The organism is Alcaligenes sp. CHO6 (assembly GCF_037120595.1).
GTDB classification, from domain to species: Bacteria; Pseudomonadota; Gammaproteobacteria; order Burkholderiales; family Burkholderiaceae_B; genus Alcaligenes; species Alcaligenes ammonioxydans.
The window spans coordinates 150,158-174,165 of sequence record NZ_JBANCI010000001.1; the positions used below are offsets into that span (position 1 = coordinate 150,158).

General features: G+C 57.5%; 24 protein-coding genes. 17 read left to right on the top strand and 7 right to left on the bottom strand.

All coding sequences use genetic code 11. From position 1 onward, the window contains the following. Positions 1-133: 133 nt before the first annotated feature. From V6936_RS00680 to V6936_RS00690, 3 genes are all read right to left on the bottom strand, one after another. A complete protein-coding gene (locus V6936_RS00680; protein WP_336579249.1) occupies positions 134-724 on the bottom strand; it encodes a MarR family winged helix-turn-helix transcriptional regulator in 591 nt (196 codons plus the stop codon). Beyond that, a complete protein-coding gene (locus tag V6936_RS00685; protein ID WP_336579250.1) occupies positions 721-2,295 on the bottom strand; it encodes a collagen-like triple helix repeat-containing protein in 1,575 nt (524 codons plus the stop codon). Before V6936_RS00685 ends, V6936_RS00680 begins: the two co-directional genes overlap by 4 nt. Before the next feature lie 334 nt (positions 2,296-2,629). Continuing rightward, a complete protein-coding gene (locus V6936_RS00690) occupies positions 2,630-4,381 on the bottom strand; it encodes a ShlB/FhaC/HecB family hemolysin secretion/activation protein (protein ID WP_230406185.1) in 1,752 nt (583 codons plus the stop codon). Positions 4,382-5,064: 683 nt separating this feature from the next. Between V6936_RS00690 and V6936_RS00695 the strand changes: the two genes are divergently transcribed. The 15 genes from V6936_RS00695 to V6936_RS00765 all read left to right on the top strand — a co-directional run bounded on the left by V6936_RS00695 (position 5,065) and on the right by V6936_RS00765 (position 19,596). Then, entirely contained in the window at positions 5,065-5,247 is a 183-nt protein-coding gene (locus tag V6936_RS00695) for a Flp family type IVb pilin (RefSeq protein WP_059318064.1), read from the top strand. Between the two features lie 60 nt (positions 5,248-5,307). Then, a complete protein-coding gene (locus V6936_RS00700; protein WP_230406184.1) occupies positions 5,308-5,817 on the top strand; it encodes an A24 family peptidase in 510 nt (169 codons plus the stop codon). Next, positions 5,817-6,338, top strand: coding sequence for a TadE family protein (locus V6936_RS00705; RefSeq protein ID WP_003801142.1), 522 nt, complete (start codon positions 5,817-5,819; stop codon positions 6,336-6,338). The genes V6936_RS00700 and V6936_RS00705 overlap by 1 nt, the downstream gene beginning before the upstream one ends. Next, on the top strand, positions 6,335-6,826 hold the full coding sequence (locus V6936_RS00710; protein WP_003801141.1) for a TadE family protein: 492 nt from the start codon (positions 6,335-6,337) through the stop codon (positions 6,824-6,826). Before V6936_RS00705 ends, V6936_RS00710 begins: the two co-directional genes overlap by 4 nt. Continuing rightward, on the top strand, positions 6,823-7,776 hold the full coding sequence (gene cpaB, locus V6936_RS00715) for a Flp pilus assembly protein CpaB (RefSeq protein WP_003801140.1): 954 nt from the start codon (positions 6,823-6,825) through the stop codon (positions 7,774-7,776). The genes V6936_RS00710 and cpaB overlap by 4 nt, the downstream gene beginning before the upstream one ends. Positions 7,777-7,860: 84 nt before the next feature. Then, positions 7,861-9,195 carry a type II and III secretion system protein family protein gene (locus tag V6936_RS00720; RefSeq protein ID WP_219234990.1) on the top strand — a complete coding sequence of 445 codons (1,335 nt, stop codon included), beginning with the start codon at positions 7,861-7,863 and terminating at the stop codon, positions 9,193-9,195. Positions 9,196-9,236: 41 nt separating this feature from the next. Next, positions 9,237-10,490 (top strand): AAA family ATPase, encoded by a 1,254-nt coding sequence (locus V6936_RS00725; protein WP_230406182.1) that lies wholly within the window; start codon positions 9,237-9,239, stop codon positions 10,488-10,490. Between the two features lie 27 nt (positions 10,491-10,517). After that, entirely contained in the window at positions 10,518-11,852 is a 1,335-nt protein-coding gene (locus V6936_RS00730; protein WP_059318031.1) for a CpaF family protein, read from the top strand. Next, complete coding sequence (locus tag V6936_RS00735) at positions 11,853-12,776, top strand: type II secretion system F family protein (RefSeq protein WP_003801132.1); 924 nt, start codon at positions 11,853-11,855, stop codon at positions 12,774-12,776. It begins immediately after the preceding gene. A 9-nt stretch (positions 12,777-12,785) separates the two neighbouring features. Beyond that, the gene (locus tag V6936_RS00740; RefSeq protein WP_003801131.1) at positions 12,786-13,766 is read left to right on the top strand and encodes a type II secretion system F family protein; all 981 of its coding nucleotides are present in this window, start codon (positions 12,786-12,788) and stop codon (positions 13,764-13,766) included. A gap of 5 nt (positions 13,767-13,771) precedes the next feature. Continuing rightward, positions 13,772-14,767 (top strand): tetratricopeptide repeat protein, encoded by a 996-nt coding sequence (locus V6936_RS00745; protein WP_059318062.1) that lies wholly within the window; start codon positions 13,772-13,774, stop codon positions 14,765-14,767. Positions 14,768-14,792: 25 nt separating this feature from the next. Beyond that, positions 14,793-15,290 (top strand): DUF3613 domain-containing protein, encoded by a 498-nt coding sequence (locus V6936_RS00750; protein ID WP_219234988.1) that lies wholly within the window; start codon positions 14,793-14,795, stop codon positions 15,288-15,290. Between the two features lie 34 nt (positions 15,291-15,324). After that, positions 15,325-17,397, top strand: a complete 2,073-nt coding sequence (locus V6936_RS00755) for a pilus assembly protein TadG-related protein (protein ID WP_336579252.1) — start codon at positions 15,325-15,327, stop codon at positions 17,395-17,397. Positions 17,398-17,417: 20 nt separating this feature from the next. Next, positions 17,418-18,821 carry a sigma 54-interacting transcriptional regulator gene (locus tag V6936_RS00760; RefSeq protein WP_003801127.1) on the top strand — a complete coding sequence of 468 codons (1,404 nt, stop codon included), beginning with the start codon at positions 17,418-17,420 and terminating at the stop codon, positions 18,819-18,821. Positions 18,822-18,909: 88 nt separating this feature from the next. Further along, the gene (locus V6936_RS00765; protein ID WP_003801125.1) at positions 18,910-19,596 is read left to right on the top strand and encodes a DUF2968 domain-containing protein; all 687 of its coding nucleotides are present in this window, start codon (positions 18,910-18,912) and stop codon (positions 19,594-19,596) included. Between the two features lie 124 nt (positions 19,597-19,720). Here the strand turns inward: V6936_RS00765 and V6936_RS00770 are convergent, their stop codons facing one another. Genes V6936_RS00770 through V6936_RS00780 form a run of 3 tightly spaced genes read right to left on the bottom strand, consistent with a single transcriptional unit; the run spans position 19,721 to position 22,362 of the window. Continuing rightward, positions 19,721-20,893 (bottom strand): vWA domain-containing protein, encoded by a 1,173-nt coding sequence (locus V6936_RS00770; RefSeq protein WP_059318026.1) that lies wholly within the window; start codon positions 20,891-20,893, stop codon positions 19,721-19,723. Next, positions 20,883-21,503, bottom strand: a complete 621-nt coding sequence (locus tag V6936_RS00775) for a GNAT family N-acetyltransferase (RefSeq protein WP_131070798.1) — start codon at positions 21,501-21,503, stop codon at positions 20,883-20,885. Before V6936_RS00775 ends, V6936_RS00770 begins: the two co-directional genes overlap by 11 nt. Before the next feature lies 1 nt (position 21,504). Continuing rightward, the gene (locus V6936_RS00780; protein ID WP_003801120.1) at positions 21,505-22,362 is read right to left on the bottom strand and encodes an AAA family ATPase; all 858 of its coding nucleotides are present in this window, start codon (positions 22,360-22,362) and stop codon (positions 21,505-21,507) included. 232 nt (positions 22,363-22,594) lie between these two features. On the opposite strand from V6936_RS00780, the gene V6936_RS00785 reads away from it, so the two are divergent. Both V6936_RS00785 and V6936_RS00790 read left to right on the top strand, forming a co-directional pair. Continuing rightward, entirely contained in the window at positions 22,595-22,936 is a 342-nt protein-coding gene (locus V6936_RS00785) for a c-type cytochrome (RefSeq protein WP_193353488.1), read from the top strand. A 16-nt stretch (positions 22,937-22,952) separates the two neighbouring features. Further along, on the top strand, positions 22,953-23,321 hold the full coding sequence (locus V6936_RS00790) for a c-type cytochrome (protein ID WP_003801116.1): 369 nt from the start codon (positions 22,953-22,955) through the stop codon (positions 23,319-23,321). Between the two features lie 29 nt (positions 23,322-23,350). On the opposite strand, the gene V6936_RS00795 is transcribed toward V6936_RS00790, so the two are convergent. After that, positions 23,351-23,779, bottom strand: a complete 429-nt coding sequence (locus V6936_RS00795) for a DUF1841 family protein (protein WP_003801114.1) — start codon at positions 23,777-23,779, stop codon at positions 23,351-23,353. Between the last annotated feature and the right edge of the window lie 229 nt (positions 23,780-24,008).

A 24,008-nucleotide genomic window follows, 5' to 3' on the forward strand; every position in this document is an offset into this window, starting at 1 on the left:
TGCTCGGTTTGGTGCAAAGTACGAGAAAAAAAGAGGGCTATTTGTTACGGGTTTCGGCGCTTGGGAGGAACGTGTTACGTAACAAAAAAAGAACCGCTGACAAGCAGCGGTTCTTAAAGGCGTGACAACAGGTTCAGGAGGACCGCGGTATCAGTGCCTTCGCATCCAGCCATGCTTTGGTGTTTTGTCGGAAGGTGCTCATGCTGTCGACCAAAAAGTCATACATGGCGATCAGTTGGGCGGGATTCTGGCTGGCCGCCGTGTTGATCGCTTGATTGATGGCACGCTCTTTCACGGCAAGGACTTCGCGACATTTGTCCATGACCGGGTGCAGGGCAATGACCCGCTTGTCCAAGGGGTGGCGACCGCGGGTGATGTATCCTTTGTGCTCCAGGCGATTAATCAGGGCGCTGACGCCACTGGCGCTTAAGTCCATCAGGTGTGCCAGTTGTCCTGTTGGCAGGGCATCGAACTCCATGATGTATTCCAAGGCCTTGAAATCATTCAGGGGCATATTGGCCTGTTCGGCCAGACTGGCTTTCAGGGCCTCTGCATAAATGGTGAACTGACGGCCCAGCATTTTGCCCAGATCCATCAACATCTTTTCTGACAGCATGTGTTGCTGTTCATCGTGGGAGGACCAGTTGGAACGGCTGCCTGCGCCTGATGTACCTGGGTGAAAGTTGACCGGCAAACTTACCGGATTCATGACTTTATTCATCATTTGCGGCCACCTCCGAGCAAGCCACCGACCAGGCCGGTGACGGGTGAGAGCAATCCTCCATTGGCTTGAGCGCCGCTCTCGCCAGTATTGGCCGGGGCACTGACCGAGCCTGTCAGGCCACCAACCAGCCCACCGACCAAACCGGTCACTGGCGCGAGCAAACCGCCGTTGGCTGCGTCACCGCCAGCCAGTCCGCCCGTCAGCCCGCCGACCAGGTTGGTCACGGGTGCGAGCAAACCGCCGTTGGCTGCGTCACCGCCGGCCAGTCCGCCCGTCAGCCCGCCGACCAGGTTGGTCACGGGTGCGAGCAAACCGCCATTAGCAGCTTCGCCGCCACCCAGCCCGCCCAGCAGGCCAGTTACAGGAGCTAGTAGGCCACCTCCCTCTCCACCCGTAATTCCGCCCAGCCCGCCTGTCAGGGAGGCAACCGCCTGGGTAGCGTGATTCAGGGTGTCACCCAAGGGATTGGTGTTGCTGTCTGTGTGGTGTAGCAAACCACCTGCTGAAGCCACGGCCTGGCCCAGATGACCTACCACACCACCCAGCCCCAACGGCGCAGCATGGTCCAATTGGCTGCCTACATTCCCCAAAGCACTACCCACGCCGCCAAGCAGGGCATTGATAGGCTGCCCGACGCCCAGACCGTCGCCGACTTGCTGAGTCACATTGGTGACGGTAGCGACCACCGGTGCAACGGTATTGTCCAGAGCGCCGCCCACGTCACCTAAAATGGGGTTCAGGCCCAGAGGCAAAATGTTATCTACGGTTTGTCCGACATTGCCCAAGGCCGGTTTGAGCACCGGTTCCCCTTCTTCTGCCAGCAAGAGACCACCCAGTCCCAGTTGAGCGGTCAGGGGATGCAGGAGACTGCCCTCACCCAGCAAAGAACCGGTCAGGGCTTCTACGCCCTTGGTGGCGTGGTGCAGTGTGTCGCCTAGCGGGTTGAGATTTTGCGGGTCATTTACCAGCAACCCGCCAACCGATCCGACGGCTTGACCCAGATGAGAGAGCAGGCCGCCTGCACCTTCACCCAGATTCAGCGGCAGGCCGGTCTTGCCCAATTGGTCGCCCAGATTGGTCACTACTCCGCCGACTTGTTGAGTCAGTCCATTAACAGGCTGACCCAGTCCGGTCACACTACCGACAGTACGGCTTGTGTCGGTCACGATATCCGTAACCGGTTTCAATGCGCCATCGAGTGTTTCGCCCAGTTGATTGCCAGTCTTGCTCAGATTCAGGGGAACCACGTTGTCGACTGCCTGGCCCAGATTACCCAACGCATTTTGGGTCAGGCTGTTGTCTTTGCCGCCGCCGTTGTCACCACCGCCGTTGTCCCCTCCGCCGTTGTTGCCACCACCACCATCGCCGCCGCCTCCTGTGCCCCCGTCGCCGGGTGTGGGCAGGTTGGGATCGATAGCCGGCGGGCGAGCCGACAGGTCCAGACCATCACGCACGCCGCCGCGTGAGGAGCATCCGGCCAGAACGGTAGCGCTGATGATCAATGTCGCGACAAGCGCACGTTGCAAGTTGCGTTGGCTTGAGGCGTTTCTTGCTGAATTCCTTGCTTTCATGACTGACTCCGGTTTGAAGTGTAAGCACGCCCTTCAAGGGCTGTTGTCAGTCTTTAAGCAAAAATAGTGCCAATTTATTGTGTATGGTTTTGTTTTTTGTTTTTTGGTTTTAAATCATTGGCTTGGGCTTGGTTTTTGTGTTTTCAGGCACGCTGGTGTGTGGTTTTTAAGCCTGGATAAGAGGGGGGTAGCCCGGTTTTAACGCTTTGTTCTGTTCCTGTTACGTAACGTTTTTCGTAACACCTGAGCCCAAAAAATGGCTCGATGGAATACAAAAAAAGGCCATCTTGCGATGGCCTGAGAAAAAAACATGTGTCCGGCCAACGGCTCGACTTTAAAAGCCGTCGTAGAAGAACAGGAAATTCGTGTTCAACCGTAGTTTTCGTTGGTCGGAATTGACCGGCAAATCTCCCAGCGGTTTTGCCACGTTGATATCAAACAAGTAATGCTTGTTATTGGACAGCCGTACCCCAATGGCTGCCGATCGCAATTCACGGTTGTTGTAGCTGTTCAGGCGATCCAGGTTATACCAAGCGCGTGCCCAGTCATAAGCGATATAGGGTTGGATGCTATTGAGCCAGCGCGAGGAGTTGGTAAAACGACGATTGATTTCCAAGGTCGCGCCCAGGCCTTTGTCACCGGCCAGTTCACCTTGGGGATACCCGTAGCCGTGTCGCCATGCGCCAAACGAGATCTGTTCGGAATTGGGCAGGACATTGGAGCTGTATTGGCCACTGGCAGAAAAGCTCATGCCAAATTGTCCCGGCAAGGCCAGATTCTGTCTGAAGGAAGCGGTCCAGCGGGTGAAATCCAGGTCCAGATCGGATTCGGCGTCACGCTGCAAGTACGTGTTCAAGGATTTACGAGCGCCCATGGCGTCCAAGCCCTTGTATACCCCCAGGTTCAGTTCCCGCGACTGTCGGGCCGAGGCATCGGTATAGCGCAGCTCGGCCTTCAATGCGCGTACATCGGTGGTGTTTTCGATCCAGACATTGTCCAGCGTTTTGTGGGTGTAATCGTCCAGAGACCGGCTGGCATAAAAGCCGGCCGTACCTTTGAGGCTGCGCTGATTGTTCAGAATGAAGGGGTAGCTGATGGCTGCGCCGATGCGCTCGTTGATAACCTTGCGATTCCAGCCCTGTCTTTCCAGGACTTCGTCGCGTGGCTCGGAGCGATAGTGGTAGCCGTCTATTTCCAGGTTCAGACCGTTGCCGTTAAGAGGGATGGTCAGATTGCCGCTGACGTATTTGACGTCTTCGGGGCCGGTGGGAATGGCGGCGGTTAGCTTGAGCTCTTCTCCCAAGGGGGTCAGGCTGTTGGCGCTCAGTTGCACCAGCGCCTGTTTGCTGGACCCCATCTCCGCGATACTGGCATTTGCGCTAAATGATTTGTGTTGAGCCTCTATCAGCAGCTCGGAGGCGCCATCCGTGCGCACAGGCATGTCCAGCTTGGGGTCGATCTTCAGGCCAGGCACGGTGCGCAGCAAGTTCATGGTGCGCTCCAGCGTGCGTTGGGTCAGCGGCTTTTCGTCCACCATCGCCTGGGCAATGCGTTCGATCCGCGCCCGGCTGCGGCCCGGATCGCCTTCAATGCGGACACTGCCAACATGGCCTTCCACGACCGTAACCTTGATGTGACCTTGCGCGAAGTCTTGTTGCTGCAAGACAGCAAAGGACAGCGGGTAGCCTTTTTGTTGATAAAGCGCAGTGATCTTGTTCACTTCGTTGATCAACTGGGCAATGGTCAGTGTTTTGCCCGCCAGCGGCTCCAGAATGGCCGTGATCTGTTCAAAGGGGATGCTGCGACTGCCACTGACGTCAAAGCTGCGAACGAGCACTTGCTGCTGGAGTTGTTGTTGAAGTTGGTTTTGTGCCGCGGCGGGGGGGATGCTTAAAGACGGCGTAGTCGTCCTGGGGGCTGGTGCGCTGATGGGCGGCAACGCGTCGACGGGGTTACCCCGCAGGGGCGCGTCTGCCCAGCTAGCCGGACTTGTCGCTGCCAGGCCCATCATGCATCCCACGCTCGCAATCAGGCTGGGATTTTTTTTTCTAAGGAAGGCCAGTGATACGGGGTGCTTGTCATTCATTTGCATTAATCATTATTCGCTGAAAATCGGGCGCTTTTTTCTACTGTGCCGTAGTTTAACTTCGCTGTCACTTTTTGCTGTTTGAAAACAATCTATTTCCACATAGTGATTTAAAAGACCGCAAATATTACATTTTGAAACGTAAAAAAAATAGGCCTGATTTAGGGTGTTGGCAAACAGTCCTTTATGGCTGTATTCACGTCTACTTGCGGCGCTGCAAAATGGCTCACTTCCGCCGCAAGCCCAAAAGAAAAAGTTACTTTCTTTCAAGTAATTAAAGTGTCATCAGCGTGTCCTGTCAGGGAACAGGAGCAGCATTTTTTGTTGCATTTTGAAATGATAAAAACGGTAACATTATCAAATTTAGACACATTTCAGGTAAGAAAAGGTTTCAAATTAGCGGTTTTTTAGCCTTTTTTCATGGGATTTTGGCTGTTGTAAATACGCAATCATGCGTTTTTCGTATCTTTAGGCTAGAATTCGTTTGTGTATTTGACGGCTGTTACACGTAAACCCTAGTAAAAACATAGACATACGAAGGTTTAAGATGATTTCAACGGAAAAATACAAAAATTGATAACAGTTCGCAGTGGTTGTTGCCGGATTTGGCAACGTTTTGTGCCTTCAGGGGTATCTGACCCTCGCGCTTGAGGGTGCTTTTTTCTTTTTACATGGGGACAGTCATGAAGACTCAACTTCAGCAATTCTGGAAAGACGAAGACGGTGCGACCGCTATCGAGTATGGCTTGATCGCTGGTCTGATCGCTGTGGCGATCATTGGTGTTTTGAGCACCCTAAGTGGAGATTTGAAGGGTTTGTTTACAAGGATATCTACTGAGCTGACTTCTGCTGCAGAAGCCGAGTAGGGCGATTGTTTGAGCATCAGCCAATTAAATAATGGCTGAGCCTTTAAGTTTGAATGGCTGATGCTTATGTTTGTTTTAATAAAACTTTCTTTTGTTTTTCTTCTGCTTTTCTTTTCCATTCAGATTATTTATTGCGATCTGAAATTCCGGAAAATCCCTAATACCGTACTAGTTTTCTATGGTTTGGCGCTTCTGCTACACAAGATCCTGGTCAGTGTGTTCTATGGCCTTCCCTGGGGATCGGTGGTGGGGTGGGGAGATTCGCTGATCGGTTTTGCCGCTGCCTTGCTCGTGTTTTATCCCATTTGGCTCGCACGCCTGATGGGGGCAGCCGATGTGAAACTGATGGCCGTGTTAGGGTTGGCGCTGGGGTGGAAAGAGGCAGGCATGGTGGTGTTGTTCGGCACAGTGCTGGCGGGTTTGCATGCCTTGGCGTTGGTGCTGATTCCATCATTGGAGCGCAAGTACGGATTCGCCTTGCCGGGTACCCGGGTCAAGGCGCGCAGTGTCCCCTTGGGGGCCTGGTTATCCCTTGCAACAATGGGGTGGGTATGGATGCAAAATCAATAATGCTCCCACGACAGGGTCAATTACCAAAGCGGCGAGGCGTCGATAAAAACTATCAATACGGAGCCTACGCGCTGGAATTTGCATTGGTTTTTCCATTGTTGTTTCTTTTTATGTACGGCTTGCTGACTTTCGGTTTGATTATGACCGCGCAGCAGTCTCTGAATTTTGCCGCCGAATCCGGTGCGCGGGCGGCGTTGATTGAGCCAGCGGCAGGAAACAGCGATCCGATGAGCAGCCCGGCTCGCTTGCAGGCACGGGCGGACCGGGCCCGGCAAGTAGCTGCCGATCACGTTCAATGGTTAAGCCATTGGGTGGGAAGTGAGCATGTGCGCGTCAGCGCCGATTTGTCACGCGAGGAAATCAGCGTCGGGATTGTTTACGACTACGTGCAGGCACCGCTGATTCCGCGTTTTGCACCCGATACCCTGTTTTCACTGGTCGTGCCCGAACAGCTAAAAGGGCATGCCCGCATCAATCTGCTGGTTGCGGGTGAGGTGGGCTCAGAGGGGGGCACGCCATGACTCATGCCCGCGCGTCCATTGCCGTTGCCCAGCGTCAGCATGGCGTGGCCGCCATCGAGTTTGCATTGATGGTGGGGCTGTTGCTGGTGATTTTCAGCGGCATCCTTACCTTCAGCTCATTCTTTCTGGCCCAGCAAAAGATGAACCATTTGCTGGGCGACCTTTCGCGCCAAGTAAGCATGCAGGTCAAGGCGGCTGACGGGATAGAGTCCTTTGTCAATGAGCAACTGGCCGAGAACTATGGCAAGGGCCAAGCAAAGAGCGACGCATTTTTGAACTGGTTCGGTGATCTCAGCGCCGAGGTCCAGTCCCAGGCCTGCACGTCCGAGCCCCTGTACGACTGCGCGCAACTTTCGTTGAAGCTGGATCTCGAGCCCGGCATTCTTTCTCAAACCCTGGACCTGCTCACCCCTGAAAAGGAAGGGGCGGATCCATTGCGCAGCTTAAGCGCCAAGACATTACTTGTACTCAGGAGACCACATTCATGAGCGGCATGATGAAGGGGGCAGCAGTCCTTTTATTGCTGGTCGCAGCCGTATTGGTTGCAGTTGCTTTGTACCTGGGCATGCAGCCCAAACCTGAAGTGGTCCAGCCTGTAGTGAGCACGCACAGCGCCGAGCCAGCGGCGACGCTTTACCCGGTCGTAGTCGCTAAACGGGATGTTAAAGCGGGAGAGGCCTTGCAGGCCGACGCGCTGGAGCTGGCCCAGTGGCCTGCCGCGCCGGCACAGTCTTTCGATACGCTGGAATCCTTGACGGGCAAGACGCTGCGTTTTGATCTGGGGCAGGGGCAGCCGGTATTGAGCAGCTTCATCGCCAAAAGTCTGGCCAGCTATCTGGACGCAGGCGAGCGCGCGGTCACGATTCCGGTTGATGTGATCTCGGGCGCCAGCAACCGGGTCGAACCCGGCGACCTGGTCGATATCTTCATGACCTTCAACAATGGCAACGAGGTCAAGGACACCCAGGCTCGCTTGCTGATGCCACGGGTACGGGTGCTGGCCTATGGTAGTGCCTCCCTGTCCGGGCCGGACCCCGCCGAAAACACCTCGGGCAATCGTGCTGACACGCAGGTTCGCCATGCCATGCTGGCAGTCCCTCTGGAGTCGGTAAACGAGCTTTTGCTGGCCAGTCGCAGTGGCAGTTTGCAAGTTGTCTTGCGTGCACCCAAGGACGAGAGCCTGCCTGATCCCTCCTTGTTTCCCGAGTTTGCGGGGCTGATCCCAGCGCGCACCGGGCTGGATGCGGAGCAGCGGGAGGCCTTGAAGCTACCCGATAACCGTGCCATGGCAGGTCTGGGCTTACGGGAGTTCACGATCAGCCAGAGCGAGAAAGAGCAGGTTCAGGCGCGAGCTCAGGCCAGCGGGCAGCCGAATGCCGCGCCGCCACGGCGCACAGAGGTGATTCGCGGTGGGCGTTTAGAGCTTATTCAGCATTAAGCAGCAAGGAGCTTGTTGTGGGGACGGGTCAGCCTGCCAGAGGCGGTTGACGAGAAGCGACGCAAGGCAGCATGGATTAAACACATGAGACAGAAAATCAGAAAAGCAGGTCTGGGTTTGGGGTGCTGGTATGCGCTCTGCTTGTCGGTTTTGGCACCGGTGCCTGTCATGGCGCAAGCGGCTCAAACCAGCGCCAGCCAGAAGGTGATACGCCTGGTGGCCAACGATCAGGATATTTTACGTTTGTCGCAAGTCCCGCTGCGTGTGGCGATTAGCGATGAAAGCGTGGCGGATGTGCAAATTCTGTCCGCATCGGCCGGGCAACGCGGCGAGGTGCTGCTGATTGGTAAACGCGCGGGCACGGCGGATCTGCGTGTCTGGATGCCGGGCCGCACGAATCCGGATCGGTGGACGATTGAAGTGAGCAGTCAGGTGCAACAGCAACTGGCGCAGGCCGGTCGTCCCATGTCGGCGCAGGTCTCCAGCGCCGGACAACAGGCTTTGATTACCGGCAGCAGCCCCTCTTTGCTGGACCATCAGGATGCCATGGCGGCCGCGCGTTCCGGCGCAAGCCCGGATGCGCCCGTGCTGGACCTGTCCGAGGTCAGTACCAGCGGCATGGTCCAGGTGGAAGTCAAAGTGGTGGAAGTTTCCCGCGAAGTCATGAAAGACATTGGCCTCAGTGCCAATGCCATCGGTGGCAAGCCCTGGACAGGCGGGGTGAACTTGCTGCCCCAGGCGATTTCGGGCGGATTGAGTCTGGCGTATAACTCCCGCAACTTCAGTGCGGCGTTGAATCTGCTTGAGCAAAACGGACTGGCCCGGATTCTGGCCGAGCCAACCTTGGTCGCCATGTCCGGTCATAGCGCCAGCTTCCTGTCCGGTGGTGAGATTCCTATCCCCAGCTCAGGGGGCCTGGGAACCACCACGGTGGAGTACAAACCTTTTGGTATTGGGTTGACGGTCACGCCGACGGTGCTCTCAGCCGAACGTATTGCCTTGAAAGTCGCGCCAGAAGCCAGCGAGCTGGATTACTCGCGCGTTGTGGAAATGCCGGGCGGGGGCGTGATGCCGTCTTTGCGTACCCGACGAGCCGACACCACGATCGAGCTGGGTGATGGCCAGAGCTACATCATCAGTGGCCTGGTGTCCCGTCAGACTGCCGCAGCGGTCAAAAAGATTCCTTTCTTGGGTGACTTGCCGATTCTGGGCAGTTTTTTCCGCAATGTGCAGTACAGCCAGAGCGAGCTGGAGCTGGTCATTGTCGTCACCCCTCGTCTGATTAAACCGATCCAGAAGGGGGCAACGATAGCCCTGCCGGGAGGGCGTCAGGAAAAGCTGGATGACGCGCCGAATGCCTGGGGCTATTTCTTGCTGGGCCGACACGGCTATGAGCAGATGCCAGGGTTTTCGCGCTAAGCGCGTGGAGTGGTGACGTGCAACGATACCGGGAATATCTCTTGTGTACAGAGCACCCCGAGCTGGCCGTGATGATTAACGCGGCCGCCGCGGGGCTGCTGACGGTGCGGGCCATTGAACCCACGACCGAGAGTTTGCGCCGGGAGCTGGCCCAGCAGGCAGAGCCTTTGGTGTTTTTTGATTTCGTTCATGGGCAGCATGGGGACGAGAACGGGCAGGTGGTGGCGCTGGTGCGCAGCCTGGCCCGACTCGATGCCAGCGTGCAGCGTGTGGCAGTGGGCCGGGCGTCGGTTCCGCAAGGTCCGGTCAATGCCCTGCGAGCCGGAGCGAATGAATTTCTGGATCTGGATGCCAGGGAGGACCTGCATCATCAATTGCAGGTGTTGATAGAAAAGCTGGGCCAGACCCAGCATAGCCCTTTGTTGGACAAACCTTTTCGCAGCATTTTGCTGATGAGTGCCCGTATCGGCGTTGGCTGCAGTACGGCAGCCAGCAGTCTGGCCTGGTTGTTGCAGCAGGAAATGAACCGTTTGGGCAAAGAGAAGCGGGGAGTGTCATCGGCCAAGCCCTTGCCTGTCGAGCTGGTGCCCTTGAGTGAACGTGTGGGTCTGCTGGATCTGGGGGCTCCGACGGGAGACTGTGCGCTCTACATGGGCTTGCGGTCGGATTTTGACTTTATTCAGGCTGCCGCGCAGCGTCATCGCATGGACGACACCATGCTGCACTCGGCGCTGGCCCAGCACAGCAGCGGATTGAACCTGCTGTCCTTGCCGGCTGATGTCAATACGCTCAATCAGATCAGCCTGGAGGACTCCCTGAGTCTGTGCAGTTACCTGCGCGAACGCATGGGATGTCTGGTCATTGATGCCGGTGGCTTTCCCAACCCGCGTTTTCTGGTGGAGCTGGAGTCATTGGTCGATGAGGTGTTGATTGTCACGGATCAGAGCATGGGTGCGCTGGTCTCGCTGGCCGAGTTCCTGGCGCTAAGGACCCAGTTTGATGCGCTGGCCAATGTGCGCCTGGTGGTCAATCAGTTCGATCCCGCCTATGGCTTTTCCGGTCAGGCGATTGCCGAGCGTTTTGATCTGGAGCTGGCTGCCGTGCTGCCGGACCGGCGTCTGGGGCATATGCGCAGCGCGGGCCTGGGCAAGATTTTAGTGCAGGTCGATGAGAGGGACCCGTATACCCGCGCGTTGCAGAATCTGGCATCGGGGTTGACGGGACGCAGGCAGGGGCTGTCGCAAAACAAGGTCAGTACGGTTTTGGGACGGTTGAAATTCAGGTTCGGGGGCTGAACAGGCCCAAGCATGGAAAAGTAAGGCATGAACAATACTTCATTGCTCGGTGGGCGTCCCGACCTGATTCAGGTCCGGGAACAGGCCCATGAACATTTGCTGGCTCGTATCGAGGAGTTGGGAGCCGAGTTTGGTCGCTGGACACGGCAGGCCATTCAGGATTTTGTTGGCATTGAGCTGGCCAGCTTTGTTCGTTTGAAACGGGTGCCGGTCAACGAACAGGAGGTTCGGGAGATCGTCCAGGCCTTGACCCGCGAACTGGCAGGGCTGGGGCCGCTGGAGGACTTGCTGGAAGATCCTAGCGTTGAAGACATTCTGATCAACGGTCATGACAAGTTGTTCGTCTCGCGCGGTGGCGTTCTGCAGCGTGAACCCAGTGGCTTTACCGATGATCAGCATGTGCTGCGCATTGTGCGCCGTATTCTGGCCCCTTTGGGGCGCAGGCTGGATGAATCCGTGCCCATGGTCGATGCCCGTTTGCCCGATGGTGGTCGCCTTAATGTGGTGATTCATCCTTTGGCGGTCGATGGCCCCATGGTGTCTATCCGCAAGTTTCGCAAGGACCCGCTCAAACCAGAAGACTTGCTGCGACTGGGGGCGTTTGATGAGCCGGTGGACCGTCTGTTGCAGGCCGCCGTAGCCTCGCGCTGCAACATCCTGATTTCGGGTGGCACCAGCTCGGGCAAAACCTCCTTGTTAAATGCACTGGCGTTTTACATCCCCAAAACAGAACGGGTGGTGACGGTGGAAGATACCGCCGAGCTGGCTTTGAACCATCCCCATGTGGTGCGGCTGGAGGCGCGTCAGGCCGGGTATGACGGCAGTGGTGAAATCTCGATTCGTGAACTGTTGCGCAACAGCTTGCGTATGCGCCCGGATCGGGTCGTCGTGGGCGAGGTGCGAGGGGCCGAGGTAATCGATATGTTGCAGGCCATGAACACCGGCCACGAAGGCTCCATGGCAACAATCCATGCCAACTCGCCGCGCGAATGTGTCTACCGAGTCGAAATGCTGGCCGGTTTTGCCGGCTTTCAGGGCAGTGAGGACAGTTTGCGTCGGCAGATTGCCAGTGCGCTGGACTTCATCATTCAAATCGGTCGTTTGCCCAACGGTAAACGCCGGGTCTTGTCCATCACGGAAATCACCGGCATGGGCGATGGTGTCATCGCCATGCAAGAGCTGTATCGCCACGAGTCCTATGTGCTCGATGACGGCACCGAACAGGATCGCTGGGTCAGCCTGGGCATTCACCCACATACGCGCAAGCTGATGCAGTATCGCGATCAACTGGCCAATGAGCAGGTTCAGGCTCAGGAAAATGCGCCCAAGGAGGGTGGCGGATTCTGGGATTGGAGACGCTAAATGATGGCTTTGTATAGCGCCTTGGCGGCGGTCATCTTGATGCTGGTCGCTTTGTTGCTCTGGGCCAAAGGCGCTCAGCGCCAGCAGGCCCGGCGCTCGGCACAAGTGCTTGAACAGCAGTTGGCATTGCGTCCTGCCGTTCAAAGCAGCGTACGGGCCCAGCCTGCCGCTCAGGATGCCTGGCTGGCTGCGCCCAAAGGCTGGCGCGAGTTCATGTTGCGCACAGGGATTCAGCCGTCGCGTCGTTTCTATCTGATCCTTCTGCTCGGGACACTGGTCCCGCCCGCGCTTCTTTTGGCTCTGGTCGGCCCGGTGGCTGGCCTGGCCATGCTGATTGCGACCGTTTTGGGCGCCTACACCTACCTCTGGTTTCGAAGTGACAAGCGTCACCGCAAGATCGTCTCCCAGATCCCGGATTTTCTGGACTTGATGGTGCGCCTGATCACCATCGGTAATAGCATGGGAGCGGCATTTCTGAATGCAGCCGACAACACGCCACAGCCTTTGGGTCAGGTGCTGCAAGATGCCAACTCCTTACATCGCTCCGGTCAGGATCTGGATGTGGCCTTGCGTACGGTCTCGCGTCAGCACGGCTTGCATGAGCTTTTTCTGGTGGCTGCAGTCATTAGTGTGGCGATGCGTTTTGGGGGGCGCAGTGATCAGACCATGGAACGGATGGCCGGCTTCATGCGTGACCGGGAGAACGCCCGCAGCGAGCTGGTGGCCCTGTCGGCGGAAGTGCGGTTGTCGGCCTGGATACTGGCTTTATTGCCGATCCTGATCGGCGTCTACATCCTGATGTTCAATAACGAGCTTTTTCTGACCATGTGGAATGACCCGGTGGGGTTTCGCATGTTGTTGTTTGCAGCGGTCCTGCAGTGTGTGGGCTGTTATTGGCTGTATTGGATGGCGCGTAATGTCTAGGAGCAAGACATGATGGCCTTGGAAGCACAAACTGTTTTGGTCTGGGCCGCGGTGGCGTGTGCGTTGGCCGGCCTGATCCTGTTGGCTTTGTGGTTGCATCACTATTGGCAGCAGCGCCAGCAGGCTCTGCGCTTGAGCCAGGTGGTCGATGAGCGACTGAAAGGGGCACCACAGGGGGGGCATACGCCCAGTCAGTCTCGCCAGACGGTGGAACAAATCAAGATGCAGGCGGGCAGTCTGGGGGAGCGCTGGCTCAAAGGCCGCTTCGGCTCCAGTTTGCTGAGCGAGGAAGACCGCTTGTTGATCGCCAATGCGGGTTTCAGGCAGCTGGATGTGGCGCGTCAATATTTTGTCTTGAGTCGAGTGGGCTTGAGCGTCGTGTTGATCCTTGTATTCAGCTTGCTGCCGATGACCCGCCAACTCAATGACTTCGTGCCCTTTGTGTCGGTGTTCATCGGTTTTGCACTGGGTTGGATGCTGCCCAAATGGTGGTTGTTGCGCCGTGTGTCACAACGCCGCCAGCGTATCGCGACCGAGCTGCCCTTGTTTGTAGACCTGCTGCGTTTGCTGCAGGGAGTGGGCCTGTCGATGGACCAGACCTTGCATACTATTGAGCGCGAATTTCACGATGTGATCCCGGTTATGGGTTCAGAGCTGACCATCGCTGTCGAACAATATGCCCGCGGCCGTACCCGCGAGCAGTCATTGGAGCGGATTGCCAACGGCTTTACCAACGAGGATCTGGCCGTGATCTGCCGCTTGATTGTGCAGGTGGATCAGCATGGTGGCGCCATGCAGGAACCTTTGCACCGTTTTGGTGTGCGTTTGCGCGAGCAACGACGTCTGGAGCTGAAAGCCAAGGTAGGCAAATTAACCGTGAAGATGACAGGTGTCATGGTCCTGACCTTGCTGCCTGCTTTATTGATTATTACGGCAGGGTCAGGCTTTCTGGCTTTGTTCCGTGGCTTGAGCCAAGTGGCCGGAGGATGATTGTGATGAAGATATCGACTTGGATTCGTCCCGTGCTGCGCTGGGCTGCACTGGGCTTGAGCAGCACCTGGCTGGTGGCGTGCTCTACCACGGACTCTGCCTACGAACTGGTGCGTCAGCAACAGGAACAGGAGGCCTTTTTGCAGAGCAAGGAAATTGAGCACTGGGAAAAGCGCAAGCCTACCGACAGACAGATGGCCGTGCGCATGCTGCAAGAGACGCAGACGCAAGGGCGGTATTTTGCCTCGTTGGCTTATGCCGAGGCCATGGAAAAAGAGTATGGGGCCGACCCTGAGATCATGGTGTTGCGAGCGGAGGCCCAGCGTCAAACCGGCCAGCTTGAGCAAGCCGCGCACACCTTTAACGCGCTGCTCAACACACCGGTTGCCGCCAGGGCATATCAAGGTTTGGGGCTGATTGCCGGCTCACAACAGCACTTTGAACAGGCCGCCCATTTTCTCAAACAGGCTGCCGGGCGAGATCCGACCAATGCGATTTTGCAAAGTGACCTGGCTTACGCCTATCTGCGTTCCGGCCGACCTCAGGAAGCGCGCCTGGCCTTGGGCAAGGCGGCCGAGCTGGCTCCGGAGAACCCGAAGATTCTGAGCAATATGGCTTTGTATCTACTGGTCAGTCAGGAGACGCAACGCGCTGGTTTTGTCATGCAGCAAGCCGGTATGGATGCCGCGACCCAACAGGCGGTGGTTCAAATGGCCGAGCAAATCGGGCAGGAGCTCGAACAACTGCACGCGCGTCAGCAACAGCAAAAACAGCAGGAGCAGTATCTGGCCGAGGCGACCCGGGATGAACAGGCTCGTGTCCAGGCGGTGGCATTGCGTCCGTCCGCCTCGATCAGGCCGGTTCAGGGGGGTAATCGCGCTGTGCCGTCACCGCCGCAGGCGGCATCGCGTGTAGTCCCGGCCGTGGTTTCTTCGTCCCAAGCGGGCCTGAACCGGCCCTTGCTCGAGAGCCTGGGCTCTGTGCCTTCTTCAATGAATTGATTGCCGTTTTTTCAAGGATATCGCAATGAATCGATCCCGAATTTTGGCCTGCTGCACTTTGTTGATGGCCACGGGCGCGTGGGCGCAGACACAAGCGCCGCTCACCGGCACCATGGGCTCTGGCACAAGGACTTATCCGCTCAATGCCCCTGCGGTCGCCGCCGGCAATCAGGGCGTTCACACGCCGGCAGTGCCTGCCGATGAGCCGCCCGCGGCCACGTCAGCGCCACGACAGCCTTACGAAACGTACCGTTTGACTGACAAGGAGGTGCATCCTTGGCCAGAAGTAGAAGGGTTGCCCGTGCATGTACAGAACGAACGTCGTCATATTCCACCGCGTCTGGAAGTGGGGCCGGATACTCGCAGCCTGCTCAGTATGCAGGCGGACCCTGAGCGTGAAGGTCAGGTGCTGCCTGTGCATGGAGCCGCCGCCAATCTGGCCTGGGAGCGCTATTTGAACAGCTTTAAGCATCCCATCCCTGAGTACATGACAGAGCGCATCAAAACCAACAGTGGCGATTAAGGCCTGCGAGGCCAGGGCGGGTCAGGAGAGCGAGATGAAATGGGGAAGAACGCGAACCCAGGGTGAACCGGCGCACAAGCAGCAAGGCTCAATTATTGTGCCCGCGGCCGCTGCACTGCTGGTCGGGGTGGTGCTGCTGGGGGCGGCCCATGTGGGACACAGTTTCTACGTGAAGCGCAGTCTGCAAAATGCCGCGGATCTGGCAGCCCTCGCGGGAGCACAGGCCCTGGGCTCCGGGGATCAGGTTGGTTGCCAGCAGGGTGAGGGCATGGCCCGATTCAGCCTGCGTAGCCAGCCAGATTCACCGGCTGCCGCCTTGAAAGGGGACGGGGTCATCGTTCTGTGTGGGAAATGGAATAGCAGCTATAGCGAGCCGGCACAACGCTTTGTTCCCACCTTGCCGGCGGACGCGGTGCGAGTGAAGTTGAGCTATCAGCCGCCTTCCTTATTCCCTTTTTATACTTCTCCGGTGATTGAGGCTGTGGCCACGGCCAGGAACAGTGAGCCGGTGGCCACGTTTTCGGTGGGCAGTCGTCTGTTGTCCTTAAAACGCAACGGCTTGGTCTATAACCTGCTACGTGGCGTGGGCCTGCGTCCCGATCAGTTGACGGTGCTGGATTCGGCCGGACTGGTCAATGCCAAGATCACCCCGTCGGGACTGTTGAAGGCACTGGGCCTGCCGGCAACGGTGATTGCCGGTGTGGGTACGCCTGAGGAGCTGGCCCGTCTGGAGCGGCTGACTCTGGCTGATTTGCTCAGTGCCAGTCTGGATTTGCTGGATCAGCAAAAGACATTGGGCCTGGATGTGGGCGCTTTGCAGGATTACATCAGGCTGCTGCTTGGGGTGGGGCCGTTGGATTTGCCAGTCAAATTGCTGGGCGAGGGCGGCATCTTGGCCCTGATCAACGGGGTGGACCCCTTGTCAGCGTTGAATGTGAATCTGGATGTGCTGCAACTGGTCAATACCGGGCTGGTGGTGGCCAATGGACAGAATCTGATTGATTTGAACCTGACGGCCTTGCCCTCGAGCCTGACCAATATGTTCAATAACGCCCTGGACTTGCGGGTGCGGGTGGTGGAGCCGCCCAGCATTGCCATGGGTGGCGTAGGCACCAAGGCAAACTCGGCGGGAGTGCGGGTGTATGTGAATCTGGACAGCTCCAAGATTCCACTGGCGGGCCCGATCCTGAAAGTGCTGGGCACCGAAGTGAGTCTGCCTATTATTATCGAACTGTCCCAAGCAACCGGGGAACTGGTGAATGTCTGCCGCGCCCCGATTGCTGAAAATCAAGCCACGATCGCGGTCAGTTCCTCGCTGGTGAACGTGTGTCTGGGCAAGTTCCCGCATTCGGACTTTTTCTCTACCAGCAACAGTTGCAAGGATGACTCTTTCGGGCAGATTCAGCGTCATCGCGTCATTAATGTGCTCGGTATTTTGCCCTTGACCGCCAAAGTGACCCTGCCCTTGATTGATACCAAGAATCCCGTTCAGGTAACACTGACCGCGCCGCCGGGCGAACCCTCCGAAAAGACCGTGAACGCCACTCAACTGGATCTGTCCCGCAGCGTGCGTTTGCTCTCGGACGCGGTCTTGTCGGGCATTTTGGGCGATTTGCTCAACACGCCCTGGAGTGGCGCCTCTGGCAAGCGCCAGATGGCCGAGAGTCTGGTCGGGGATGGGGCGGGGCGCTCCGTGTCTGAGGTCGTCAACGAGATGAACTGGTCCAAGGAACGCATGGACCAACTGGCCCGGACCATGAGTCAGAACGGCTTGATTGGTGTACTGGGCGGGACCCTGGGTTTTGTCGATAATTTGCTCACCACGTTATTAGGGGCCCCCTTAAGTGATCTGGCCTGTGTGATTGGTGGAATCGGGGGCCAGACAGCCATGCGTGAGTGCCGTACCGGCGCCGTGGAACTGTTGGTTTTCAAGGATTCCAACTTGGTCGGCGCGGTATTGAGCCTGGTCGTTGCCTTGCTGGACCCAGTCTTGCAGGGCTTGAGCCTGTTGCTGGAGGAGTTGCTTAAACTGCTGGGCCTCAGTCTGGTCGAGGCCGATGTGAAACTTCATGATGTGCAGTGTGGTACTGCCTATCTGGTGCAATAAGGCGGGAGGCGAGCACGGCAATGAGTGTCAGCTTTATGGGTAATGAGCCTGTTTTGTATGTCTGGGAGGGGAGTTCTGACCTGGTGACCCGCGCTGAGCGCGCCATGGAGCCCAGCTCGGTCGCGGTCATGCGCGTGGAGCCGTCCCTGGTACTGGACGCCGAGCGCCATCCCACGCGCCATGCGGTCGCGCTGGTGTCGGTCAGTGTGATGGCGCAGGGCCGGTTCGAGCAGCATCAGTGGCTGGTGGAGCATGCGATTCCGGTTATCTGGGTGGCGTCGGAGGAGCGGGGCTACGACCCTCGCTTTTATCCCTCGGCGTATTCCTACACATTACCCTTGTCCTTCAGTCCAGCCGAGTTGCGTACGCTAGTGGCCAAACTGGCCGGACTGACTGCACAGCTCGAGCGGGAAGGGCGGGGTGGGCCACAGCCTTTGGTGGCCGTCTCGCCTGTGATGCGGGCCCTGATTGCCGAGGCGGATATGTATGCTGACAGCGGGGCCAGCGTGCTGATCCATGGGGAAACCGGGGTGGGAAAGGAGCGCATTGCCCAATTGCTGCATGAGCGCTCCTCGCGTGCCCAAGGCCCTTTTGTTCCCGTGAACTGCGGAGCGGTGCCAGAAGGCTTGTTCGAAGCGCATTTCTTCGGTCACGCAAAAGGGGCTTTCACCGGCGCAATCGGAGCTCACAAGGGCTATTTTGAACAAGCCGACCAGGGAACCTTGTTTCTGGATGAGATCGGAGATTTGCCCTTGCATCAGCAGGTCAAGCTGCTGCGTGTACTGGAGCAGCGTTCTGTGACGCGCCTCGGATCAACGCAAGTGATTCCGGTGGATTTCCGGATGGTGGCCGCCACTAACAAGAACCTGTTGGGACTGGTACAGCAGGGTCAGTTCCGTGCGGACCTGTATTACCGTCTGGCGGTGGTGGAACTATTGGTCCCGAACCTGGAGCAGCGGGGCCCGCAAGAAAAAATTGCTATTTTCTGTGCCCTGCTGGAGCAGGCTCTGGAGTGTGATGTCGAGGACATTCCCCAGTGGGTCCTGGATGCCGTAGGCAGCATGCGCTTTAACGGGAATGTGCGTGAGCTGGCCAATCTGGTGGAGCGCGTGGCGGTCATGAGCAAGCAGTTCGGAGCCTGGGAGTCCGTGCAGTTGCGGCAGGTGCTCGAACGCTTTAATGCGCCGGTCAGGACCCCGGCGACGGCCCTGCCCGAAGGCGCGACCATTCTGGAACGGCCCGAGCCGGCCATCAGCCTCAGTGCTCAGGAGCAGGAAGAACGCGCCCGCATTATCGCTGTGCTGGACACGCAGAACTGGCGGCGCCAGGACACGGCGGCTGTTTTAGGCATTTCCCGTAAAGTGTTGTGGGAAAAGATGCGCAAATTCAACATAAAGGCACAAGACGCGACATCGCGCGTTTAGAATACGGGGCTGATTCTGTGTATCAAGCTAAACACAAAAAATTGATTAACAAGGGATGGGTATGGTGAACCTTAGTCAGAAGACGGCTATGTTGCTGTCCGTGGGCGGACTTCTTTTATTGTCGGCGTGCAGCTCGGTGTCTTTGGTCCAGGAGCCGGAGCGTCCCGTGGTGGCGCAAACCCAAGAGCAGGAAGTCCAGGAAGTGGCCCCGGTCGCGGCAGCCGAGCCTGCCTCTGCGCCAGCAGCAGCACCAGCTTATCAGAACACCACCGTGGCCCAGTTGCAGCAGTTGATCCAGGCGCGTGGGGTACAGGAGCTGCGCACGGCCTACAACGGTCGCTTTGGAGCCAGTCTCTTGTTCTCGGCCGAAACCATGACCTACTACGTGGCTCTGTTCCAGCAGCGTGAGTTCTGGCGTGTCTTCAAGACCACGGACGAATCCCTGGCTGAACGCATGTACACCCAGTACCGTCAGGATACGGTTGATTTTGCTGCCGCCGATCTGGAACGCATCAAGCTGCAGGCAGAAGTGGCCAATGCAGAAAAGAAACTCAATGAAAGCGCAGACCAATTGACGGTTTTGCAAAACGATCTGGCTTTGCAGCGCCAGCAGGAAGCCTTGGCCATTGCCCAGCGTGAGGAGTCGCGCCGTGAGGCACAGGCCCTGGCCGAGCAGGAACGGGAGGCGCGTGAGCAGCTGCGTGAATTGCAGCGGCAGATCAAGGAACTGGAGCAGCAACGGGCAGGGATGTTGCAGCGGCAGAAAGGGCGCTGATGGCTCCATTTTAAAAATGTGAAGAAAAACCCGCATGGTTTCATGGCTCTGCGGGTTTTTTACAGCTGATTGAAAAGACCCGAAACCCGGGTCTTTTTGTTTCCTGCTTGATAGAAGGCTGACGCTAGCGTGACAAGTACCGCATCGCCTCTTCCAGCCCTGCGCTGGTAACGGGGTACATGTGATCGGACATCAGGTTCTGGATGATGGCGATGGACTGGCGGTAAGGCCAGTAAGCCTTCGGCTCGGGGTTGAGCCAGACGATGCGGGGCCAGTGGTCGTTGAGCCTTTGCAGCCAGGCCGCGCCGGTCTCCTTGTTGTAGTGCTCGACCGAGCCGCCAGGCGCCATGATTTCATACGGGCTCATGGTGGCATCGCCCACAATGATGATGCGCCAGTCCTCGTTGTACTTGCGCAGCAAATCCCAGGTATCCAGTCGTTCACTTTGCCGTCGTGAATTGTGTCGCCATACCGACTCATACACGCAGTTATGGAAGTAATACGCTTCCAGGTGCTTGAACTCCGAGCGGGCCGCCGAGAAGAGAGATTCCACCTGAGCGATGTGGTCATCCATGCTGCCGCCCACATCCAGCAACATCAGCACATTGACGCGGTTTTGCCGCTCCGCCTGCATGTGTAGATCCAGCATGCCCGCATTACGGGCGGTCTCGCGTATGGTGCTCTCCAGATCCAGTTCGGTGGCGGCACCTTGCCGTGCGAAGCGTCGCAGTCGACGCAAGGCCATCTTGAAGTTGCGAGTGCCCAGCTCCTGCTGGTCATCGTAATCCACGAATTCGCGTTTTTCCCAGACCTTGATGGCGGTGCGATTGCCGGCCGATGGGCCACCGATACGGATACCTTCGGGATGGTAGCCCCCGTGGCCAAAGGGCGAGGAGCCGCCGGTGCCAATCCACTTGCTGCCCCCCGCGTGACGTCCCTGCTGCTCTTTCAGACGTTCCTTGAACATCTCCAGCAGTTTGTCCAGGCCATGCTTTTCCAGAGCGGCTTTTTGCTCGGGGCTGAGATGACGCGTCAGCGTTTTGCGCAGCCAATCTTCCGGCAAGGTTTTGTCTTTGGCCAGCGCTTCCAGTTGTGGCTGGTAAAACTCGCCAAAGGCCAGATCAAAGCGATCGTACAGCGTTTCGTCTTTAATCAGCACCAACCTGGACAGATGATAGAAATCGTCCAGGGTGGGCGGCATGATGCCTTTGCACAGGGCGTCCAGCAGGGTCAGGTGCTCCTGGATCGAAACCGGTAGTCCGCGCTCGCGCAGGTGGTAGAAAAAATCAAGCAACATGGCTGTGCTGCCTTAGTTTGTCGAGCAAGTGGGCGCGTGTGTCGGGCCACTCGCCTGCCATCAGGCTGTAGAACATCGTGTCGCGGATGGTACCGTCGCGGCGGAGGGCATGGTGGCGAACCCGCCCATCAAAACGCGCTCCCAGGCGAGTGATGGCTTGTTGGGATTTGAGGTTCAGATGATCGGTACGCCAGCCCACGACGCCAGCCCCTAAGGTCTCGAAGGCGTGTTGCAGCAAAAGTAGCTTGGCCGCTGTATTGACATGGCTGCGCTGCGCGCTGCGTGCGTACCAGGTGTAGCCAATTTCCAGCCGGGCCACTGGCGCGACAATGTCATGGTAGCGAGTGGTGCCGACGGCGCGTGCCGTCGTCAGATCGCGTACCAGAAAGGGCAGCATATGGCCTTGCTCCAGACCGTCCAATGCCTTTTTGACATAGTCCTGGGCCTGGCCGGGGGCGGGCACGCTGGTTACCCGTACATTCCAGAGCTCGCCGTCGGCCGCGGCGGCTTCCAGCAGTTCCGCATGCGCCAGCTGCAAAGGCTCAAGTCGCACTCCCCATCCTTCCAGTGTCAGGGGGGCAAGCGGCTGGGAGAAAGCGCTCGCTTGCATATCAGCTCCTGCGCTGGCTGCGTTGGCTCATGGCGGCCAGGCGTTGCATCAAGGACAGATCCTGTTCGTTTTTCAACAGGGCTCCGGCCATCGGGGGCAGACCTTCGTCCAGTTCGTGCAGGGCCTCGGCAGGAATGTCGTTGGCCAGCAGCAGACGCAGCCAATCCAGAAACTCCGAGGTGGAGGGCTTTTTCTTCAGCCCCGGTACCTCGCGCAAGGCAAAAAAAGTATCCAAGGCGCTAGCCAGGATGTCGCTGCGCAGATTGGGGTAATGCACGGCCACAATCTGTTCCATGGTCTCGCGCTCGGGGAAACGGATGTAGTGAAAGAAACAGCGGCGCAGGAACGCGTCGGGCAGATCTTTTTCGTTATTGGACGTAATGATGATTAAAGGGCGATGGCGTGCCTTGACGGTCTGGCGAGTCTCGTAAACATGAAACTCCATGCGATCCAGCTCCTGCAGCAAATCGTTGGGGAACTCGATGTCGGCCTTGTCGATCTCGTCGATCAATACGACGGCCGGCTCTTCGGACTCAAAGGCTTGCCACAGTGTGCCCTGCACAATGTAGTTGCCAATATCGCGGACTTTTTCATCGCCCAGTTGCGAATCGCGCAGACGCGAGACCGCATCGTATTCATACAGGCCTTGATGTGCCTTGGTGGTGGACTTGATGTGCCACTGCAGTAGCGGGCGGCCCAAGGCGCGGGCCACTTCCAGGGCCAGCAGCGTCTTGCCGGTGCCAGGTTCACCTTTGATCAACAACGGACGCTGCAGTGTCAACGCGGCGTTGACGGCCAGCTTCAGATCATCGGTGGCAACGTATTGATCGGTGCCTTCAAAACGGGTCGTAGTAGTCATAAAGCGGCTCAAACTTGTACTTAAAATGTTGATCTGTCAAGAATAGAAACTCGGGTATAAATACTAGTATCAGTCATCCTTGGCAATTATCATACAATCGACTCAGTACTCGTCGGTCAGCATCACAGAGCCAGGTGTCGCGTTGTTTCACCTTTTGCTGCAATGGACGCAGAGCCTGACCCAGACCGTTTTCAACTCCACAACAAAGCGAATAGCGATGATGAAGTTGCAAATGAAGCGGTATGTCTCTTTCTTTCTTCTGGCCTCAAGCGCCTGCCTGCCCTGGGCAGCCAAGGCACAGGATTCCGCGCCGATCAAGGCCGATCCCGAGGCGGCGCGCGACAAGATTTCCATGTGTATAGGCTGTCATGGCTTGCCCGGTTACAAGGCCAGCTTTCCCGAGGTCTATCACGTCCCCATGATTGCCGGGCAAGGAGCCGCGTACATCGAAGCAGCGCTTAAAGAGTACGCCAGTGGTGCCCGAACCTTCCCCACCATGCAGGCCATTGCCCAGAGTTTGTCAGAGCAGGACATGGCCGATATTGCCGCGTACTACGCGGCCATCAAACCTTAAGGACGGGGAGGTGGATATGAAAAAAGCAGTCGTGCTGGTGCTGGTGGGATTGATGGCCGGTGCGGGCGCTCAAGCCATGGCGGCCGACGATCTGGTTACGGCAGGTGGGCAAGCCTGGAAGAGACTCAATTGCGCATCCTGTCACGGAGAGGACGCGAAAACCCCCTTGAACCCTGAATACCCTGTGTTGGCCGGTCAGCATGCAGATTACCTGCGTCAGGCCTTGATGGCTTATCAGCGTGGACAAAAGGGGGCGCCGGCCAGCTCTAACATTCGCAAAAATGCCGTCATGGGCGCCATGGCCAACACCATGAGTCAGGCCGACATTGACAGCGTGTCAGTCTGGCTCTCGCGCCAGCCTGGTCCCTTGAGCACCCGCAAGTAAGCATTACCCGGCGCAGAGGCGTGGCGCTGTTAATCGCGCGTGCTGTGGCGCAAGATGAGTTCGATGTAGCGTTCGTTGTTCAGCGGTGTGCCCAGCCGTTGTGCCTCCCAGATGACTTCGCCCAGCGCTTCCATGATGATATGGGCTGCGGCATGTGGGTCGTGCGTGGCCAATAGGCGCTGGTAGGCGTTTTTGATGCCGGGTGGCTGATCAATGGATAGCTGCTCATTAATGGCCAGATGCATGGACAGATGCAAGAAGGGGTTGCTGCGTCCTTGCTCGACCGAGTAGTCCTGGTTGAGGGCATCGGCGTTGCGCAAATCTTCGTGGTATTCGGGGTGCTGTTGCACCAGATCCACCGCCATGGTCTCCAGAGCCGTCAACAGATGACCGCTCTGGTGCTTATCCCAGGCTTCGATGAAAAATTGGCGAACCTGTTCGCGAGAGGGGTTGAACATGGTGGAATCAAGAAAAAAGGGTCAGGAAATCGGTACGGATGCTGCGTCAGTGGCGTCCAGTTGTGTAGGCGATAGGCCCATACAAGCGGCAAACGGGGCCGTGTAGAATAGATAAGTTGTCAAGAATGCAAGCATTTTTGGCAAGCTTTGAGTTTACAGGTGCCTGAATACGCGCGAATTAAGTTAAACTCTTATATAAGACTTCGGAAACGCGAAAGCGTTCCGTGTT

What these genes read in the sequence shown, in the direction of transcription:
- V6936_RS00690 (WP_230406185.1), bottom strand. Translation starts at nt 4,381, where the DNA reads ATGAATGACAAGCACCCCGTATCACTGGCCTTCCTTAGAAAAAAAAAT.
- V6936_RS00790 (WP_003801116.1), top strand. Translation starts at nt 22,953, where the DNA reads ATGAAAAAAGCAGTCGTGCTGGTGCTGGTGGGATTGATGGCCGGTGCG.
- V6936_RS00700 (WP_230406184.1), top strand. Translation starts at nt 5,308, where the DNA reads ATGCTTATGTTTGTTTTAATAAAACTTTCTTTTGTTTTTCTTCTGCTT.
- V6936_RS00730 (WP_059318031.1), top strand. Translation starts at nt 10,518, where the DNA reads ATGAACAATACTTCATTGCTCGGTGGGCGTCCCGACCTGATTCAGGTC.
- V6936_RS00750 (WP_219234988.1), top strand. Translation starts at nt 14,793, where the DNA reads ATGAATCGATCCCGAATTTTGGCCTGCTGCACTTTGTTGATGGCCACG.
- V6936_RS00795 (WP_003801114.1), bottom strand. Translation starts at nt 23,779, where the DNA reads ATGTTCAACCCCTCTCGCGAACAGGTTCGCCAATTTTTCATCGAAGCC.
- V6936_RS00765 (WP_003801125.1), top strand. Translation starts at nt 18,910, where the DNA reads ATGTTGCTGTCCGTGGGCGGACTTCTTTTATTGTCGGCGTGCAGCTCG.
- V6936_RS00770 (WP_059318026.1), bottom strand. Translation starts at nt 20,893, where the DNA reads ATGTTGCTTGATTTTTTCTACCACCTGCGCGAGCGCGGACTACCGGTT.
- V6936_RS00755 (WP_336579252.1), top strand. Translation starts at nt 15,325, where the DNA reads ATGAAATGGGGAAGAACGCGAACCCAGGGTGAACCGGCGCACAAGCAG.
- V6936_RS00735 (WP_003801132.1), top strand. Translation starts at nt 11,853, where the DNA reads ATGATGGCTTTGTATAGCGCCTTGGCGGCGGTCATCTTGATGCTGGTC.
- V6936_RS00740 (WP_003801131.1), top strand. Translation starts at nt 12,786, where the DNA reads ATGATGGCCTTGGAAGCACAAACTGTTTTGGTCTGGGCCGCGGTGGCG.
- cpaB (WP_003801140.1), top strand. Translation starts at nt 6,823, where the DNA reads ATGAGCGGCATGATGAAGGGGGCAGCAGTCCTTTTATTGCTGGTCGCA.
- V6936_RS00745 (WP_059318062.1), top strand. Translation starts at nt 13,772, where the DNA reads ATGAAGATATCGACTTGGATTCGTCCCGTGCTGCGCTGGGCTGCACTG.
- V6936_RS00785 (WP_193353488.1), top strand. Translation starts at nt 22,595, where the DNA reads ATGAAGCGGTATGTCTCTTTCTTTCTTCTGGCCTCAAGCGCCTGCCTG.
- V6936_RS00705 (WP_003801142.1), top strand. Translation starts at nt 5,817, where the DNA reads ATGCTCCCACGACAGGGTCAATTACCAAAGCGGCGAGGCGTCGATAAA.
- V6936_RS00775 (WP_131070798.1), bottom strand. Translation starts at nt 21,503, where the DNA reads ATGCAAGCGAGCGCTTTCTCCCAGCCGCTTGCCCCCCTGACACTGGAA.
- V6936_RS00680 (WP_336579249.1), bottom strand. Translation starts at nt 724, where the DNA reads ATGATGAATAAAGTCATGAATCCGGTAAGTTTGCCGGTCAACTTTCAC.
- V6936_RS00760 (WP_003801127.1), top strand. Translation starts at nt 17,418, where the DNA reads ATGAGTGTCAGCTTTATGGGTAATGAGCCTGTTTTGTATGTCTGGGAG.
- V6936_RS00780 (WP_003801120.1), bottom strand. Translation starts at nt 22,362, where the DNA reads ATGACTACTACGACCCGTTTTGAAGGCACCGATCAATACGTTGCCACC.
- V6936_RS00695 (WP_059318064.1), top strand. Translation starts at nt 5,065, where the DNA reads ATGAAGACTCAACTTCAGCAATTCTGGAAAGACGAAGACGGTGCGACC.
- V6936_RS00685 (WP_336579250.1), bottom strand. Translation starts at nt 2,295, where the DNA reads ATGAAAGCAAGGAATTCAGCAAGAAACGCCTCAAGCCAACGCAACTTG.
- V6936_RS00720 (WP_219234990.1), top strand. Translation starts at nt 7,861, where the DNA reads ATGAGACAGAAAATCAGAAAAGCAGGTCTGGGTTTGGGGTGCTGGTAT.
- V6936_RS00710 (WP_003801141.1), top strand. Translation starts at nt 6,335, where the DNA reads ATGACTCATGCCCGCGCGTCCATTGCCGTTGCCCAGCGTCAGCATGGC.